Origin of the sequence: Streptomyces sp. NPDC093260 (genome assembly GCF_040683715.1) — a bacterium.
GTDB classification, from domain to species: domain Bacteria; phylum Actinomycetota; class Actinomycetes; order Streptomycetales; family Streptomycetaceae; genus Streptomyces; species Streptomyces sennicomposti.
This window is the reverse complement of the sequence record NZ_JBFBEK010000009.1, coordinates 126651-143694: the sequence shown is the minus strand read 5'-3', so window position 1 is coordinate 143694 and position 17044 is coordinate 126651. Positions and strand designations below refer to the sequence as shown.

Below are 17044 nucleotides of genomic sequence, written 5' to 3'. Positions count from 1 at the left end.
TGGGCCGGCACGTGAGCCGTGAGGCATACGTGTCCGACCGGTCGTTACACAAGGTTAGCAGGATCGGCCGGGCGCGGCCAATCGGGCCGGGCACGCCCGCCGTGCGGCGCGGGTCCGCGCTGCACCTATCGTGTGGGGCATGAGTGAGACCCCCTCTGAGCAGCCCTCCGAGCACGCCGCGGAGAGCCCCGAGAATCCCGGCGTCGCCGACTTCGACGCCATGACCCGTGACATCGCGGAGGTCCCCGCGGTCGAGGTGATCGTGACGGTCGCCGTCAACCTGATGAGCGCCGCCGCCGTGAAGCTCGGTCTGACCGAGGAGGGCGACAGGTACAAGGACCTGGACGAGGCCCGCAAGCTGGTGACCGCGCTCGCCGGTCTGCTGGACGCGAGCGCGACCGAGATCAGCTCCTTCCACGCGGCGCCGCTGCGCGACGGCCTGAAGTCGCTCCAGCTGGCGTTCCGCGAGGCGTCGGTCGTCCCGGACGAGCCGGGCCAGGGCCCGGGCGAGAAGTACACCGGCCCGGTCTACGGCTGACCCGCTCGCCCCGATCGCCGTACGCATGCGGCGTTCACCCCCGTACGTACAAGGGCTCGCCCGGCGGCGTCGCCCCGGCCGGCAGCAGTGCCAGGTCGAGGCCGCGCACCAGGCGGGCCCTCAGCGTGTCGCTGGCGGCCAGCCGGGCGGCGACGGCGCGCGCGGTGTCGGACGGGTCCACGGCGGCGGCCGGGTCGAGCACCAGAGCGAGGGTGCCGTCGGCCCGCCCGGGCCCGAGGTGGGCGCGCAGCACGGCCGCGTCGCCGGCCACCGCCTCCCGTACGGCCGCGACGACCGCCGGGTCGGCGAGCGGGTCGGCCGTCGTACGGCCCTCGGCGAGCGCGCGCAGCGCGGCCCCGGTCAGTTCGAACGGCACCGGCCCCGCCATGTCCAGCACCACCGTGTCCGCCTTCTCGTGCGCGGCGGCCTGGAGGGCCTGGTGCAGGGGTACGGCGACGGGGCGGGCGGCCGGGTCCCAGCGGGCCAGGGAGTCGGTGGAGGTGAACGCGGGCAGCGCGGTGCGGTGGCCGGCCTTCAGCGTCGGCACCGCCATGTCGCTGGTCTTCTCGCGACGCAAGCCGTTCTCGTCCTCCTCCACCTCGCCCAGCACGGCGACGACGGGGACGAGCAGCCGGGCGCCCTCGAGGGCCTGGAGCACCGGGTCCACGGCGGTGCGGTCCTCGGCCCAGGCGGCGAGGGCGGCGCTCAGCCGGGGGTCGGCGGAACCGTCGTCGTCGGAGTAGCCGGGGTCGGGGATGTTCTTGTTCGCCACGTTCCCGAGCCTATCCGGGCCACTCACGGCTCTCTCAGGGTCCCTCGGCCCAGCCACGGGTGCCGCGTCCGCGCCGCCACAGCACCGCGGCGACGGCCAGGAGCACTCCCCCGGCGCAGCCGGCGAGGGAGCCGGCCCAGTCCGCCGTGTCGTGGTCGCTCCCGGCGGTGTCGGGGCCGGGGCCGAAGTACTCGCTGCCGTAGGCGGTCGTGCGCAGGCCCTCGGGGCGCAGCCGGGCAGCCGCGTCGAGGGCGGCGACGGGGTCGATCATGCCGAAGCCGCGGGAGTCGTCCCGGCCGCCCACGGGCGCGTCGCGGGCGGTGTCCTCCAGGAGTTTCTTGATCTGCGCGGGCGTCAGGTCCGGGTGGGCGGCCCTGATCAGGGCGACGGCGCCGGAGACGAAGGCGGAGGCGGCGCTGGTGCCCCAGCCCTCGTAGTACTTGTGGTCGGGGTCGGCGATGACGATGTCGACGCCGGGCGCGCTGACCGTTGCGTACCAGCGGCGGGTGGAGAAGGCGGCCCGGGTGCCGTAGCGGTCGACGGCGGTCGCGGCGATCACACCCGGATAGGCGGCCGGATAGGAGACGTGGTCACCCTTGTCGCCGCCGTTGCCCGCGGAGGCGACGACGACGGTGCCCTTCTTCAGCGCGTACTGCACGGCTTCGTCCTCGGCGGGCTCCGGGTGCGCGGAGTCGGAGTCGTCGCCGAGGGAGAGGTTGATGACGTCGGCGCCGTGGTCGGCGGCCCAGCGGATGCCGTCGGCGAGGGCGCCGCCGCGGGTGGTGCGGGCGCGGGTGCGGGCGGAGTCGCCGTCCTCCAGGATCACCCGGACGGGGAGGATCTTCGCCTCGGGGGCGACGCCCATGACGCCGTCGGCGTCGCCGGGGCCGTGGCCGTGTCCGGCGATGATGCCGGCCATGGCGGTGCCGTGGCGGGCCCAGTCGCGGTCGCCGGGCCGCGCTCCGAAGCCGATCAGGTCCTTGGCGGGCAGGACGTTGCCGTCGAGGTCGGGGTGGTCGGCCTCGACGCCGGTGTCCAGGACGGCGACGGTGACGCCCTTGCCCTTGGTGGTCCGCCAGAGCTGCTGGGTGTGCAGGGCGTCCAGGGCCCACTGCTTGGCGCGGATGCCGTCGGCGTACGCGGCGCCGGCCGGGACCAGGGCGAGGGAGGCGGCGAGGAGGACGCCCAGGGCGGCGGCGCGGCGGGCGGCGGGCCGCCGGGCGGCCGCTTCGGCGGGCGCGGCGCTCGTGGGGGCGGGTCCAAAGGGGCCGGTGCCGGTGGGTGCGGTGCTGGTGGGGGCGGCTGTCACGAGGGCTTCTCCGTGGCCGGGGCGGCGGTCTTGCGGAAGCCTCGTTCGATGCGGTCGGCCAGTCCCTGTGCCTCGTGGCCGAGGCCCGCCTGCGCGGGCGCGGTGGTGGCGCCGGCGCGCATCGCGTCGGCGGCGGGCTCCGGGGCGTCCACGGTGCGGCCGTCGGCCCAGCCGGAGACGGCGTAGACGACCACCGGGGCCTCGGTGAGCACGGAGACGGTCCAGGACGCGCGCTGTCTGTCGCCGAAGTGCTCGGCGACGGTGCCCCTGGCGGCGTACGGGCGGGGCATGAGGTCGGTGCGGCGGGCCAGGCCCTCGCTCTTGAAGCGGGCGGCCAGCGACGTCATGGCGGGGGCGTCGGCCCCGGTGAAGAGCAGGCCGACGGTGGTGACGTAGCTCTGGGTGGCGTCGGTGTAGGTGGCGCGCAGCAGGCGGGCGCAGCCGACGGGGGCCAGGGCCTTGCGCAGCTGCGGGTCGAAGGCGTCCGCGCAGTCGCCGTCCGGGGCGACGGCGACGCGGGTCCAGGTGCGGTCGGCGCCGCCGGGGCCGGCGCCGTCGCCCCGGACGGTGGGCGGGAAGAGCTGGTCGACGGGCACGTTGTGCCACAGGCCCCCGGCGGTGGCGAAGGCGGTGGCCGCGCCGCCGTCTCCGGAGCCACCGGTGAGCCAGCTGCCGGTCACGGCGCCGCCGACGAGCCCGAGCCCGAGGACGACGCAGGCGGCCACCGCGGCGGTGCGCGGCCGTACCCGCCCGCCGAGGGCACGGGCCCGCCCGTGCTCGTCGTACCCCTCGGGCTCGCCGAACGCGAAGTGAGCCCGCGGCGCGTCGAGCACGGCGCCGGGGGCGGCGGCCGCGCTCCAGGACAGGGCGGGGTCGGGCGACGCCACGCAGGCCCGGCCCGGAACGGGCCGGGGCGGAGCGGCGGGTGCGGGCTCGGGCGACCGGTGCGGGGGGATGGGGCGCAGCCGCGTCGTGTCCGGGTCGGTGTCGCCCGGCCGCCCGGTGCCGCCGCGCCCCACGGCAGCCGCGTCAGCCCGCCGGCCTGCCGCCGGGCCGGCGACCGGGCCCCCGGCCGTGACGGCGTCCCGCCCGGCCCGCGTGCCGCCGTACGGGGCACTCAGCCGGCCGGCGGAACCGCCGGTACGGCGCGGGGCCGCCGGCACGTCGGCGGCTTGCGCGGCCGTCGCGTCACCCGGCCACCGGGCCGGTGCGCCCGAGGACCGCGGCGCCTCGGCGGCAGGGTCGTCTGCACGAGGCTGCGCCGCAGGGCGGGTGGGCCGGGCAGACGGCACGTCGGCGGCCCGCGCGGCCGTCGCGGCACCCGGCCACCCGGCCGGTGCGCCGGTAGTCGGGGCCGCCGGTGCGGCGCCCGGTCGCGCCGCCGGGTCACCGGTACGGGGCGACGCGGCCGGGGCGGTGGGCTGGACCGTCCGCCCGGCGGGCGTGCGGGCCTCCGTGGGCGGGCGGGGTGGGGTTGTCGGGGTGGGTGCGGCGTCCTGGACGCGGGGGGCGGGGCGGTTCGTCGGGGCCCGGCCGGAGTCGGGGGCGCCGGGGTGCGTACTCCCGGTGGGCCGCGGGCCGTCGCCGGCGGCTCCGCCGGCGCGAGGCCCGGGGCGCATGCCCCCGCTCGGCCGCGGGCCGCCGCCGGCCGCCCTGGCAGCGGCGGGTCCGGGGGGCGTAGCACCGCTCGGCCTCGGACCGCCTGTGGTCCCGGCGGGCGCGGGTCCAGGGCGCGTACCGCCGGTGGACCGCGGGCCGCTGCCGGCCGTCCCGGCAGCGCGGGGCCCGACGGGCGTGGCACCGCTCGGTCCCGGGCCGCCCTCGGCTGATTCGGGGGCGGTGGGTCGCGGCGGGGCCGCGGGGCGCGGGGGCGGGGTGTCGGGGAAGCGGGCGGAGGCAGGGGGCGGGGGCGGCGGGTCGGAGGGGCGCGGCGGTATGGGAGCGTGGCGCGCGTCCGTGCTCATGCACCCCCCGTTTCCTCGTGCCCGGGCCGCTTCCCGGCGCGCGGCCGTCCTCGTCGCACCGCCCGGCTCCGACGCGTCGTCACCGGGCACGCATACCCGTACGGACGAAGTGCCATCCCGGCTCAACTCCACGGCCGCGACCGGCGCGTCGTTCCGCCGAACGTGCGCGTCACTCTACGGGCTGAATCCGGGTGGGCGGGAACCCGGACGGCGACCCCGGGGCATCTGCCCGGAACGTCCCCCTACCCTGCGGTAATCCTGTCTGGCAGGCTTCGCTCATGACTGCGCGTGCCGCCGACCGGGCCCGGTACGACCGGGCCACCGCCCACCTCGACGCCCCCGTCGCGATCGTCGATCTGGCGGCGTTCGACGCCAACGCCGACGACCTCGTCCGCCGGGCCGGCGGCAAGCCGGTCCGGGTGGCGAGCAAGTCCGTGCGCTGCCGCGCCCTGCTCGAACGGGTCCTGGCCCGGGACGGTTTCGCGGGCATCATGTCGTTCACGCTGGCCGAGTCGCTGTGGCTGGCCCGCTCCGGGTTCGAGGACGTGCTGCTGGCCTACCCCTCCGCCGACCGCGCCGGTTTCGCCGAACTCGCCGCCGATCCGAAACTGGCCGCCGCCGTCACGGTGATGGTGGACGACCCGGCCCAGCTCGATCTGATCGACGCCGCGCGCCAGGGCGGACGCGAGACCGTCCGGGTCTGCCTGGAGCTGGACACCTCGCTGCGGCTGCTCGGCGGCCGGGTGCGCGTCGGCGCGCGCCGCTCCCCGCTGCACTCCCCGGCCGAGATCGCCGAGGTGGCCCGCACGGTGGTCCGGCGACCGGGGTTCGAGCTGGTCGGGATCATGGCGTACGAGGGCCATGTCGCGGGCGTCGGCGACGCGGTGGCCGGGCGGCCGCTGCGCTCGCGGGCGATCCGGCTGATGCAGACGGCCGCCCGGCGGGAGCTGGCCGAGCGGCGGGCGGCCGTGGTGGGGGCGGTCCGCGCGGTGGCGCCGGGCCTGGAGTTCGTCAACGGCGGCGGCACGGGCAGTGTGCAGCACACCGCCGGGGAGGACGCGGTCACCGAGATCGCCGCGGGCTCCGGGCTGTACGTGCCGCGCCTGTTCGACAACTACACGTCGTTCCGGGGCCGTCCGGCGGCGCTGTTCGCGCAGCCCGTGGTGCGCCGGCCGGGCGTCGGCGCCGTCACGGTCCTCGGCGGCGGCTACCCGGCCTCGGGTGCGGCCGGCCCGGACCGGCTGCCGGTGCCGTATCTGCCCGAGGGGCTGCGCTACGACCCGCAGGAGGGCGCCGGCGAGGTGCAGACGCCGCTGCTCGGCTCGCCCGCCGACGATCTGCTGATCGGGGACAAGGTGTGGTTCCGGCACGCCAAGGCGGGCGAGCTGTGCGAGCGGTTCGACACGCTGCACCTGGTCGAGGGCGACCGGGTGACGGCGTCCGTGCCGACGTACCGGGGCGAGGGCCACACGTACCTCTAGTTCCTCCCTCTCGGCAGTCGGCCCCGGCAGCCCTTCAAGCCACCTCCCTGGGGGAGCCGGCTCTTCCCTCGGGAGCGCCCACTCACCCGCCGCCCGACCGCGTCAGCGACAGCAGTTCGCGGGCCGGGCCCGCCGGGCGGTGGCCGGCCGGCCAGACGGCGCGCAGGGCCCGGCGCAGGGCGACGCCCTCGACCGGGACGGTGACCAGGCGGCGCAGGGTCAGCTCGTCGCCCACGGCGAGTTCGCTGAGCACCGCGGGACCCGCCCCGCTCACCGCGGCGGCCTTCACGGCCGTGGTGGAGGACAGTTCGATCAGCGGGCGGGCCAGGCCGCCGAGCGCGGCGTCCAGGACCTGGCGGGTGCCGGAGCCCCTCTCGCGCAGGATGAGCGGCGTGGCGGCCAGTTCCGCCGCGCCCAGGGGCCGCCTGCGGCGGGCCCAGGGGTGGGCGGGGGCGGCGACCACGATCAGGCGGTCGTGGGCGATCACCACGGAGTCCAGGCCGGCCGGCGCCGACACGCCCTCCACGAACCCGAGGTCGGCCTCGCCGGCGAGCAGCCGCTCGGCGACCGTCGCCGAGTTCCCGGCCAGCAGCGACACCGCCGTGTCCGGCCGATGTCCCCTCAGCGCGATCAGCCAGCCGGGCAGCAGGTACTCGGCGATGGTCATGCTGGCGGCGACCCGCAGCCGCGAGTCGCGGCGGTCGCGCAGGGCCTGCGTCCCCGCGTCGAAGGCCTCCGCGGCCTCCACGACCCGCCGGGCCCAGTCCGTCACCAGCGCGCCCGCGTCGGTGAGCCGGGACCCGCGCGGCGAGCGGTCCACCAGGGCCAGGCCGAGCTGCCGTTCCATGGAGCGGATGCGGCTGCTGGCGGCGGGCTGGGTGATGCCGAGTTCGCGGGCCGCCCCGCCGAGGCTGCCCAGCCGGGCGACGGCGAGCAGCAGTTCCAGCGCGCCGAGGTCCGGCACGCGGTGCGCCAGTGCCCCCGGGACCGGCCGTTCCGCGCCTTCCGCGCCGCCGTCCGCGGTCGTCCGTGGTGTCCTCCTCAGCCCTCCCATAAATCCAGCTTATGCCCTGATAGAGACAAAGCCCCTGGTGGAGGATGCTGCCCCGCGACAACCTGGCCCCATGGTCACCGCAGTACGTTCCCCCTCCCTCCGGGCCCCGTCCCGGCCCCGCTTCCCGGCCGTGCGGCATCTGGGCCCCAACTGGTACGGCTCCGTCATGGGCACCGCCGCCGTCGGCTCGGCGGGCGGTGCGCTGCCGGTGCACGTGCCGGGGCTGAGCCCCCTGTGCACGGCCGTCTGGTGCCTCTCGCTCCTCCTGCTGGCGGTGCTGCTGACGGCCCGCGCCCTGCACTGGGTCCACCATCGCGACCAGGCCCGTGCCCATCTGCTGGACCCGGCGGCGGCCCCCTTCCACGGCTGTCTGGCGATGGCGCTGCTGGCGGTGGGCGGCGGCGCCCTGTCGGTGGGCCGGGACTGGATCGGCGCCTCGCCCGCGCTCGCCCTGGACGCCGTGCTGTTCACGGCGGGCACGGCGGTAGGTCTGGTGGCGGCGGTGGCCGTGCCGTACCTGATGGCCGTGCACCACCGGATCGAGCCGCACCAGGCGACGCCGGTGTGGCTGCTGCCGGTGGTGGCGCCGATGGTCTCCGCGGCGCTCGGGCCCGCCCTCGTCGCGCATCTCCCGGCCGGGCAGGCGCGGCAGACGCTGCTGCTGGGGTGCGTGGCGATGTTCGGGCTGAGCCTGCTGGCGACGCTGGCCCTGCTGCCGCTGGTGCTGGGGCGGCTGCTGATCGCCGGGCCGCTGCCGCTCGCGCTCACCCCGACGCTGTTCCTGGTGCTCGGCCCGCTCGGCCAGTCCACCACCGCCGCCGGGGCGTTCGCCGACGCGGCCCCCGGCGCCCTGCCGGCCCCCTACGGCCCCGCCTTCACCGCGTTCGCCGTCCTCTACGGGGTCCCCGTGATGGGCTTCGCGGCGCTCTGGTCCGCCTTCGCCGCGGCGCAGGTGGTGCGGGCCGCGCGGCGGGGCATGGGGTTCGCGATGACGTGGTGGTCCTTCACGTTCCCCGTTGGCACCTGCGTGACGGGCGCCTCGGCGCTGGCCCGGCACACCCACCTCGCCGTGTACCAGGGCCTGGCGGTCCTCCTGTACGCCGTCCTGGTCGTCGCGTGGGCCGCGGCGGCCGTGCACACCGCGCGCGGGCTGGTCAGCGGAGCGCTGCTCGCAGCGCCTCGCCCAGCACCCGCGGAGCCTCGGCCAGCGAGGGCCCGTACCACGTCAGGTGCCGTCCGCTGACCAGTGCGCAGGGCAGGCCGGGGAATGCCTCGGGTCCGTCGTCGGCGGTGAAGCGGTACGGCTCGTCGGGCAGGACCACGAGGTCCGGCGCGGCCGCCCGCAGCTCCTCCACCGGGATGCGGGGGTAGCGCTCCGGGTGGTGGGCGTAGCGGTGCCCGACGCCGAGGCGGGCCAGTACGTCGCCGGCGAAGGTGTCCCGGCCGAGGACCATCCACGGCCGCCGCCAGATCGGCACCACGGCGCTCCTGCGGGGTGCGGGCACCGGCGGCGCGGACCAGGCGGCTTCCGCCTCGTCCAGCCAGCGCGGCGGGCCCGGCGCCCCGCACGCGGCCAGCACCCGCGCCAGTTCGGGGAAGGCCTGGGGCAGGTTGCGCACCCGCGTGACCAGCACCTCGATCCCGGCGGCGCGCAGGGCGTCGAGGTCGGCGGGGCGGTTCTCCTCCTCGTTGGCGACCACCAGATCGGGGGCCAGGGCGGCGATCCGCTCGACCCGCGGGTTCTTGGTGCCGCCGATCCGCACGACGTCGAGGTCCGCCGGGCGGGAGCACCAGTCGGTCGCGCCGACCAGCGCGCCGGGCAGCGTCACGGCGATCGCCTCGGTGAGCGAGGGCACCAGGGAGACGACCCGCATCAGCGCGTCCGGTCCTGCACCGCCTCGATGTGCTCGGCCACCGCGACGACGATCACCCGGGTGTCCGGGACGGTCGCCCGCCAGCGGTGGCGGACCCCGCCGGTGAGGTACATGGTGTCGCCGCGCGCCAGCCGGTAGGCGCGGCCCTCCGCCTCGATCTCCACCGCGCCGTCGGCGACGTACATCAGCTCGTCGTTGCGGTGCTGGAACTCGCGGCCGGCGTCGTGGTCGCCGGTGAACTCGGAGGCGTGCAGCTGGTGGTGGCCGCGCACCAGGGAGCGCACCTTGGGTTCGGGCTCCAGTTCGGCGGCCTCACCGCGCACCACGTCGACGCTGCACGCCGGATCGGCCGCCGCCAGCAGTTCGACGGCGGTGGTGCGCAGCGCGTCGGCGACCTTCTCCAGCGAGCCGCGGCTGGGCCGGGCCCGGTCGTTCTCGACCTGGCTGAGGAAGGGCACCGACAGGCCGCTGCGCTGGGCCACGACGGCGAGGGTGAGGTCCAGCGCGCGCCGTCGCCGCCGTACGGCGGCGCCCACGCGAAGGGGCTGCTCTTTGTTGTCGCCCATCGCTGCGGCTCCCTCCTTCGCTCGTCGGTCCGCTCCGGTGCGGGACCGCTCGCGGGCGCACGTCTCCTGATGACTTCTCTGCACCCTACGCATGTTCGGCAAACCGTTTCACGCGGGCTTCGCATTGCCTTAAGGATGCCGTAGTGGGGACCTCATGGTTCGCGCCAGTGGACAAGGGCTCCGCCGAGGTGCGCCGGGGGTCCGGTGGCGGGGGCGGGGCGGGTGGGCCGGCGGGGCCGGCGGCGTCCTCTGCGGTCCGCACCGCCCGATCGGCGCCGCGGCCGCGGCGCGGCCCGCCGGACGGCCGGAGGCCGGGGTGTGAGGGTCGCTCTCCGTGGTTGGCCGATTCGCGCCGCCGTCCCGCGCACGCCCGAGGGGCGGGCCCGCCCGTCCGGGGAGACCCGCCCCTCGGGCGGTGTGCGGCGGCGCGGTCAGGCGGCGGTCATCCGCTGTTCCACGTCGGGGTGCTGTCCCAGCCAGGCGTCGACCGCCTGGTCCTCGTGGCCCTGGCCCCGCTGGTTGATCTCGCTCTCCAGGCTGCCGAGTTCGGCCTCGCTCATCCGGAAGTTCCTGATCCACTTCGTGAGCTGCGGATACTGCTCGGGGAACTTCAGGCTGGAGATGGTGCGCACGGTGTTGCCGACGCCGAAGAGCTTCTTGCCGTCGGTCAGCTTGGTCAGGTCGTAGCGGCTGTAGGCCCAGTGCGGGGACCACAGCACGACGGCCACGGGCTGCTTCTTGGCGTACGCGCGCTTCAGCTCGGCCAGCATCGCGGGCGTGGAGCCGTCGACGACCTTGTACTCCTTGTCCAGGCCGTAGCCGGGCAGGACCTTGTTCTTGAGCAGGTCCATCTCGCCGGTGCCCGGCTCGATCCCGATGATCTTCCCGCCGAACAGGGAGGACTTGCCCTCGAGGTCCGCCAGGGACTTCACGTCCTTGACGTAGGACGGCACGGCGATCTCCAGGGAGGTCGGCTGGTACCAGGTGCCGAGGTCCTTGAGTCTGTCCTTGCTCTTGTCCCAGTAGTTCTTCTGCGCGTAGGGCAGCCAGGCGTCGAAGTTGAGGTCGATGTCGCCGCCGGCGAGGCCGGTGTAGACGGGGCCGACGTCCATCTGCTTGAGGTTCAGCTTGTAGCCGCGGCGCTCCAGGACGGTCTTCCACAGGTGGGTGACGGCGACGTCCTCGTCCCAGGGGAACCAGGCGACGTTCAGCGCCCGCTTCGCCTCGGCAGGCTTGGCGCCGGAGCCGCCGGGCACCGGGGCGAGCTTGTCGACCAGGCCGGGGTTGGACTTCAGCCAGGTGCGCACGGCGTCCTGCTGCCGGCCCTTGCCCGCCTTGTTGATCTCGGCCTCCAGGCCGGTGAGCTGCTTCTCGCCGAGCCTGAAGTTCTTCAGCCAGGTGCCGACGACCGGATTCTCGGCCGTGAAGCCCTTGCGGGCCAGGGTGTGCACGCCGTCGCCGGCGCCCCAGGCGCCCTTGGGGTCCTTCAGCTTCTTGAGCCGGTAGTCGCTGTACGCCCAGTGCGGGGACCAGAGCGTGACGACGATCGGCTCCTTCTTGCTGTAGGCGCGCTTCAGCTCGGCGAGCATCGCGGGCGTGGAGCTGTCGACGACCTTGTACTCCTTGTCCAGGCCGTACTCCTTGAGGACCTTGCTCTTGAGCAGGCCCATCTCGCCGGCGCTGGACTCGATGCCGGTGATCTTCCCGCCGAACTCGGCCGCCTTGCCCTTGAGGTCGTCGAGGCTGTCGACGTCCTTCATGTACGCCGGGACGCTCAGCTCCAGGGAGGTGGGGCCGTACCAGGAGCCGAGGTCCTCCAGCTGCTTGCCGTACTTCTTCCAGTACTGCGCGTGGGTGGTGGGCAGCCAGGAGTCGGTCTCGAAGTCGACGCTGCCCTGCGCGAGGGAGGTGTAGAGCGGTCCGGCGTCGAACTGCCGGGCCTCCACCTGGTAGCCGCGCTGTTCGAGGATCTCCTTCCACAGGAAGGTGGAGGCGACGCCCTCGTCCCAGGGGATGTAGCCCAGGGTGACCTTCTTGCCCTTGCCGACGTCCGTGCCGCCGGCCGCCGTGGCGCCGCCGGAGCCGGAGCCGAAGACGCCCATGCCGCCGGCCACGAGGGCGAGGACGACCACGCCTATCACGGCGATCTGCGGGCGTGGCCGGTAGGACCAGATCTTCAGGCCGCCGGCGGCGCGGGCCCGCGCGGCGGCGCGCCGGCCGAGCGGGGAGACCTGGGTGCCGAGTGCGCCGGTCATCCGGTCGAGGTAGATCGCGAGGATCACGATGGCGACGCCGGCCTCGGAGCCGAGGCCCACGTTGAGCTGGCCGATGGCCTCGTTGACGTCGCCGCCGAGGCCCCCGGTGCCGACCATGCCGGCGATGGCGGCCATGGACAGACCGAGCATGATCACCTGGTTGACGCCGGCCATCACCGTGGGCAGGGCCAGCGGCAGCTGGACGCGCAGGAGCGTGTCGCGCGGGTTGGTGCCGAACGCCTCGGCGGCCTCGACCAGCTCCTTGTCGACCTGCCGGATGCCCAGCTCGGTCATGCGCACGCCGGGGGCGAGGGCGAAGATCAGGGTGGCGACGATGCCGGCGGAGGCGCCGGTGCCGAAGAACAGGATGGCCGGGATGAGGTAGATCATCGCCGGCAGCGTCTGCATGAAGTCCAGGACCGGGCGCACCACGGCGCCTACCCGGTCCGAGCGCGCCGCCCAGATGCCGACCGGCACCGAGACCACCAGCGCGATCAGGGTGGCGACCAGGACCAGCGACAGGGTCACCATCGCGTCCGACCACAGTTCCATGGAGTCGATGAACGCGAAGCCCACGAAGGTGAGGACACCGGCGAGGGAACCGCGCAGCCACCAGGCGAGCACGGCGAAGATGCCCGCGAGCAGCAGCGGCTCGGGCGCCTGGAGGACGGCGTCGATGCCGTCGTAGGCGCCGGTGAAGACGGTCTTGAAGAAGTCGAAGAGCCAGGCCATGTGGTCGAGCAGCCAGTCGACCGCCGAGTTGACCCAGTCGCCGAGCGGGATCCTAGGCACGGGCCACCGCCTTCTCGCCGCCCTTGGCCCGCGGGGTGTCGCAGGGCTCGGGGGTGTCGGCGCTCTCGTCGCCGAGGAAGCCGATCAGGTGCTGGCGCGGGACGACGCCGACCAGGGCGCGGTGCTCGTCCAGGACGGCGACGGGGTGGGACACGCGAGCGCTGATCGCGCACAGTTCGGTGAACGGGGTGTCCGGGGCGGCCGTCTCGCAGCCGCAGTCGGCCTCGTCGCCGCGTACGTCGCGGTCCATGACGGACTCGGCGGTCAGCACGCGGGAGCGGTCGACGTCCTGGGTGAAGGAGGCGACGTAGTCGTCGGCGGGGCGCAGCAGGATGTCCTCGGCGGTGCCGGTCTGCACGATCCGGCCGTCCCGCATGACGGCGATGCGGTCGCCCAGGCGCATGGCCTCGTTGAGGTCGTGGGTGATGAACACGATGGTCTTCTTCAGGGTCTTCTGGAGCTGCAGCAGCTGGTCCTGCATGTCGCGGCGGATCAGCGGGTCCAGGGCACTGAAGGACTCGTCCATCAGCAGCAGGTCGGCGTCGGTGGCCAGGGCGCGGGCGAGGCCGACGCGCTGCTGCATGCCGCCGGACAGCTCGTCGGGCCACGAGTCCTCCCAGCCGGCCAGGCCGCACAGGGCGAGCGCCTCGTCGGCGCGGCGTCCGCGCTCGGCGCGGGGCACGCCCTGCACTTCCAGTCCGTAGGCGGCGTTCTCGCGGACGCTGCGGTGCGGGAAGAGCGCGAAGTGCTGGAAGACCATGCTGATCTTCCTGGAGCGGACCTCGCGCAGCTCGCGGTCGCTGAGCGCGGTGAGGTCCTGGCCGTCGAAGCGGACCTGGCCCGCGGTGGGTTCCAGCAGTCCGTTCAGCATGCGCAGCAGGGTGGACTTGCCGGAGCCGGACAGGCCCATCACCACGAAGATCTCGCCGGGGGCCACCGTGAAGGAGGCGTCGATCACCGCGGCGGTGGCGCCGTCGGCGCGCAGTTCCTTGCGGTCGGCGCCCTGCCGGAGCTTGTCCACCGCCTTGTCGGGTCGTCTGCCGAACACTTTGTACAGGTGTTCGGCCTCAAGCCTTGATGTCACGCGCACCTCACGTCGTCGGGGACAGGGACGGAGCCGGAAGCGGATAACAGTTGAATAACGCAACTACTTCTGGCTCGGGCGCGCGCCTGCCCAGACCTTCGAAGACCAAACGAAAAAGTGTCCTGCCTCACAAGGCTTCCGGGGGCTGTCGGTGCCGTACGGCATGATCGGGGCGTGACCGGACGACTGATGCTCCTCGACACCGCATCCCTCTACTTCCGTGCCTACTTCGGCGTCCCGGAGTCGGTCCGGGCCCCGGACGGCACCCCGGTGAACGCCGTGCGCGGACTGCTCGACTTCATCGACCGCCTGGTCAAGGACCACCGGCCCGACCGGCTGGTGGCCTGCATGGACGCGGACTGGCGGCCGCACTGGCGGGTGCAGCTGATCCCCTCCTACAAGGCGCACCGCGTCGCCGAGGAGCACCCGGGCGGCCCGGACGAGGAGGAGGTGCCCGACACCCTCTCCCCGCAGGTCCCGGTGATCGAAGCGGTCCTGGACGCGGTCGGCATCGCCCGCGTGGGCGTCGCGGGGTACGAGGCGGACGACGTGATCGGCACGTTCACCGCGCGGGCGGACGGCCCGGTGGACATCGTCACCGGCGACCGGGACCTCTACCAGCTCGTGGACGACGCGCGCGGGGTGCGCGTGCTGTACCCGGTCAAGGGCGTGGGCACCCTCCAGACCACCGACGAGGCGGTGCTGCGGGAGAAGTATGGCGTCGACGGCAAGGGGTACGCGGATCTGGCGCTGCTGCGCGGCGACCCCAGCGACGGACTGCCGGGCGTGCCCGGCGTCGGCGAGAAGACGGCGGCCAAGCTGCTCGCCGAGTTCGGCGACCTGGCCGGCATCCTGGCGGCCGTGGACGACCCGAGGGCCAAGCTGACGCCGGCGCAGCGCAAGCGGCTCGACGCGGCGCGGCCGTACCTCGCGGTGGCGCCGAAGGTGGTCCGTGTGGCGGCCGACGTGCCCCTGCCCGAGGTCGCGACCGCGCTGCCCCGCGCCCCGCGCGACGCGGACGCCCTGCGGGAGCTGGCGGCCCGCTGGGGGCTCGGCGGCTCCCTGCAACGGCTGCTGACCACGCTGGCGGCGTGAGGGCCCGTGGCCGCGCGCGGGAGGCGTTTGCCGGTACAAGGTCAAGAGGCGTTCAAGTACGACGGTGGCGGCGACGGGAAGGTGCTAACTTAGGTAAGCCTAAGCATGGGAGACTGGGAGGCCGTCATGGCAGAACGTCCGGCGCGCAAGCCGCGGAGGGCGCACACCGCGCAGGTCGTCCGTACCGAGCGGCTGACCCCGCACATGCAGCGCGTGGTGCTCGGGGGCGAGGGACTGGCCGGGTTCTCGGCCGACACGTACACCGACCACTACGTGAAGCTGCTGTTCCCGGCCGAGGGCGTGACCTACCCCGAACCCTTCGACATGGAGCGCATCCGCGCGGAGTTCCCCCGCGAGCAGTGGCCGGTCACCCGCACCTACACCGTGCGCGCCTGGGACCCGGAGCTGCGCGAGATGACCCTCGACTTCGTGGTGCACGGCGACGAGGGCCTGGCCGGCCCGTGGGCCACGCTGGCCGGACCGGGCGAGACGGTGCGCTTCATGGGCCCCGGCGGCGCCTACGCCCCCGATCCGGGCGCCGACTGGCATCTGCTCGCCGGCGATGAGAGCGCCCTGCCGGCCATCGCCCGCTCCCTGGAGGCCATGCCCGAGGGCGTCACCGCGCACGCCTTCATCGAGGTCTCCGGCCCCGAGGAGGAGCAGAAGATCGACTCCGACGTGCCGGTGGTCTGGCTGCACCGCGGCGACCGCCCGGTCGGCGAGGCGCTGGTGGAGGCGGTCCGGGCGCTGCGCTGGCCCGAGGGCCGGCTGCAGGCGTTCGTGCACGGCGAGGCCGGGTTCGTGAAGGAACTGCGGCGGCTGCTGCGAGTCGAGCGGGGCGTCCCGCGCGAGGACCTGTCGATCTCCGGCTACTGGCGCCTGGGTCACAACGAGGACGGCTGGCAGGCCTCCAAGCGGGACTGGAACGCCCGCATCGAGGCCGAACAGGAAGGCACGGCCCCGGCCGCGTGAGACATGAGCGAAGGGGTGGCCCCCGCATCGGGCGCCACCCCTTCGACCTGCCCGGCCGTTCGGCCCGCCCCGTCCGCCGCGCGCCCGCCCCGTCCGCCGCGCGCCCGGCCCGTCGGTCGCGCGCCCGTCACCCACCGCCCGTCGCTCGCCTCGGCACTCGGCCGCCCAGCGTCGCCCGGCCACCCGTCCCAGCAGGCCGCCCGCCGGCCACCCGGCACTCGCCCGGATGTCCGGCGCCGGCACGCCACCCCGGCGCGGGCGTGCGTGGCGTGCCGGCGGTTTTCCCCGGCCCGCGCCGGCTCGTAGGCTTCGGCGGATGAGACGCCGTACCCGTGTTCCGCCCGCTCCCCTGCCCCAGCGTCACGGGGTGGACCCGGTGCGGGTGCGGCTGCCGGCCGAGGGACCGTGGGCCACCGTGCGGGAGCATCTGGTGGAGCGGCTTTCGGGGGCGGCGCCCGGCGCGGTCGAGGAGATGTTCGCGGCCGGGCGGATCGTCGCGGCCGACGGGCGGGCGGTGGCGCCCGACGCGCCGTACGAGCCCGGGATGTTCGTCTGGTTCCACCGAGAGCTGCCCACCGAGACGCCGGTGCCGTTCCCGCTGGTGGTGGTCCACCGCGACGAGCACATCGTCGTCGTGGACAAGCCGCACTTCCTCGCCACCACCCCGCGCGGCTCGCACGTCACCGAGACCGCGCTGGCCCGGCTCCGCCGCGAGCTGGGCCTCCCCACCCTCGGCGCGGCGCACCGCCTGGACCGGCTCACCGCCGGACTGGTGCTCTTCACGGTGCGGCCCGAGGAGCGCGGCGCGTACCAGACGCTCTTCCGCGACCGGCGGGTCCGCAAGGAGTACGAGGCCGTCGCCCCGTACGCCCCGGGCCTCGCGCTGCCGCGCACGGTGCGCAGCCGGATCGTGAAGGAGCGCGGGGTGCTGACCGCCGAGGAGGTGCCGGGCGAGCCGAACGCGGTCACGGACGTGGAGCTGGTCGGGCACCGGCCGGGCGGTCCGGCCCGCTACCGGCTCACTCCCCGCACGGGGCAGACCCATCAGCTGCGGGTGCACATGAACGCGCTCGGCGTGCCGATCCTCGGCGACCCCCTCTACCCGGTGGTGACCCCCGACGGCCCGCCCGGCGACTTCAGCCGCCCCCTCCAACTGCTGGCACGCGCACTGGAGTTCACCGACCCGGTCACGGGGGTGGAACACCGCTTCCGCAGCGGGCGGACCCTCCGGGCCTGGTCCGACCCGGAGACCTGGCCGACCGGACGGTGAGCGTTCCTCACCTGCCGG

14 protein-coding genes are annotated in these 17044 nt (G+C 75.1%); 6 read left to right on the top strand and 8 right to left on the bottom strand.

Annotated elements, in window-relative coordinates:
* Nucleotides 1-139 precede the first annotated feature (139 nt).
* A complete protein-coding gene (locus AB0N63_RS14040) occupies nt 140-538 on the top strand; it encodes a DUF1844 domain-containing protein (protein ID WP_365528464.1) in 399 nt (132 codons plus the stop codon).
* Between the two features lie 34 nt (nt 539-572).
* On the opposite strand, the gene AB0N63_RS14035 is transcribed toward AB0N63_RS14040, so the two are convergent.
* The 3 genes from AB0N63_RS14035 to AB0N63_RS14025 all read right to left on the bottom strand — a co-directional run bounded on the left by AB0N63_RS14035 (nt 573) and on the right by AB0N63_RS14025 (nt 3506).
* The gene (locus AB0N63_RS14035; RefSeq protein ID WP_365528461.1) at nt 573-1310 is read right to left on the bottom strand and encodes an SseB family protein; all 738 of its coding nucleotides are present in this window, start codon (nt 1308-1310) and stop codon (nt 573-575) included.
* A 34-nt stretch (nt 1311-1344) separates the two neighbouring features.
* A complete protein-coding gene (gene mycP, locus AB0N63_RS14030) occupies nt 1345-2499 on the bottom strand; it encodes a type VII secretion-associated serine protease mycosin (RefSeq protein WP_365528759.1) in 1155 nt (384 codons plus the stop codon).
* 116 nt (nt 2500-2615) lie between these two features.
* Complete coding sequence (locus AB0N63_RS14025) at nt 2616-3506, bottom strand: hypothetical protein (RefSeq protein WP_365528459.1); 891 nt, start codon at nt 3504-3506, stop codon at nt 2616-2618.
* Nucleotides 3507-4861: 1355 nt separating this feature from the next.
* Here AB0N63_RS14025 and AB0N63_RS14020 point away from each other — a divergent pair.
* Complete coding sequence (locus AB0N63_RS14020; RefSeq protein WP_365528457.1) at nt 4862-6064, top strand: amino acid deaminase/aldolase; 1203 nt, start codon at nt 4862-4864, stop codon at nt 6062-6064.
* A gap of 82 nt (nt 6065-6146) precedes the next feature.
* Here the strand turns inward: AB0N63_RS14020 and AB0N63_RS14015 are convergent, their stop codons facing one another.
* A complete protein-coding gene (locus AB0N63_RS14015) occupies nt 6147-7118 on the bottom strand; it encodes a LysR family transcriptional regulator (protein ID WP_365528455.1) in 972 nt (323 codons plus the stop codon).
* A 70-nt stretch (nt 7119-7188) separates the two neighbouring features.
* On the opposite strand from AB0N63_RS14015, the gene AB0N63_RS14010 reads away from it, so the two are divergent.
* Nucleotides 7189-8361 (top strand): TDT family transporter, encoded by a 1173-nt coding sequence (locus AB0N63_RS14010; RefSeq protein WP_365528453.1) that lies wholly within the window; start codon nt 7189-7191, stop codon nt 8359-8361.
* On the opposite strand, the gene AB0N63_RS14005 is transcribed toward AB0N63_RS14010, so the two are convergent.
* The 4 genes from AB0N63_RS14005 to AB0N63_RS13990 all read right to left on the bottom strand — a co-directional run bounded on the left by AB0N63_RS14005 (nt 8273) and on the right by AB0N63_RS13990 (nt 13689).
* Entirely contained in the window at nt 8273-8992 is a 720-nt protein-coding gene (locus AB0N63_RS14005; RefSeq protein WP_365528450.1) for a helical backbone metal receptor, read from the bottom strand. The genes AB0N63_RS14010 and AB0N63_RS14005 overlap by 89 nt on opposite strands.
* Nucleotides 8992-9558, bottom strand: a complete 567-nt coding sequence (locus AB0N63_RS14000; protein WP_365528447.1) for an XRE family transcriptional regulator — start codon at nt 9556-9558, stop codon at nt 8992-8994. The genes AB0N63_RS14005 and AB0N63_RS14000 overlap by 1 nt, the downstream gene beginning before the upstream one ends.
* 431 nt (nt 9559-9989) lie before the next feature.
* Nucleotides 9990-12605, bottom strand: coding sequence for an ABC transporter permease/substrate binding protein (locus AB0N63_RS13995; protein ID WP_365528445.1), 2616 nt, complete (start codon nt 12603-12605; stop codon nt 9990-9992).
* On the bottom strand, nt 12598-13689 hold the full coding sequence (locus AB0N63_RS13990; protein WP_365528442.1) for a betaine/proline/choline family ABC transporter ATP-binding protein: 1092 nt from the start codon (nt 13687-13689) through the stop codon (nt 12598-12600). Before AB0N63_RS13990 ends, AB0N63_RS13995 begins: the two co-directional genes overlap by 8 nt.
* A 189-nt stretch (nt 13690-13878) precedes the next feature.
* On the opposite strand from AB0N63_RS13990, the gene AB0N63_RS13985 reads away from it, so the two are divergent.
* From AB0N63_RS13985 to AB0N63_RS13975, 3 genes are all read left to right on the top strand, one after another.
* Nucleotides 13879-14784, top strand: coding sequence for a 5'-3' exonuclease (locus AB0N63_RS13985; RefSeq protein WP_365528756.1), 906 nt, complete (start codon nt 13879-13881; stop codon nt 14782-14784).
* 126 nt (nt 14785-14910) lie between these two features.
* A complete protein-coding gene (locus AB0N63_RS13980; RefSeq protein WP_365528439.1) occupies nt 14911-15756 on the top strand; it encodes a siderophore-interacting protein in 846 nt (281 codons plus the stop codon).
* Between the two features lie 316 nt (nt 15757-16072).
* Nucleotides 16073-17026 carry an RluA family pseudouridine synthase gene (locus AB0N63_RS13975; protein ID WP_365528436.1) on the top strand — a complete coding sequence of 318 codons (954 nt, stop codon included), beginning with the start codon at nt 16073-16075 and terminating at the stop codon, nt 17024-17026.
* The last annotated feature ends 18 nt before the right edge of the window (nt 17027-17044 follow it).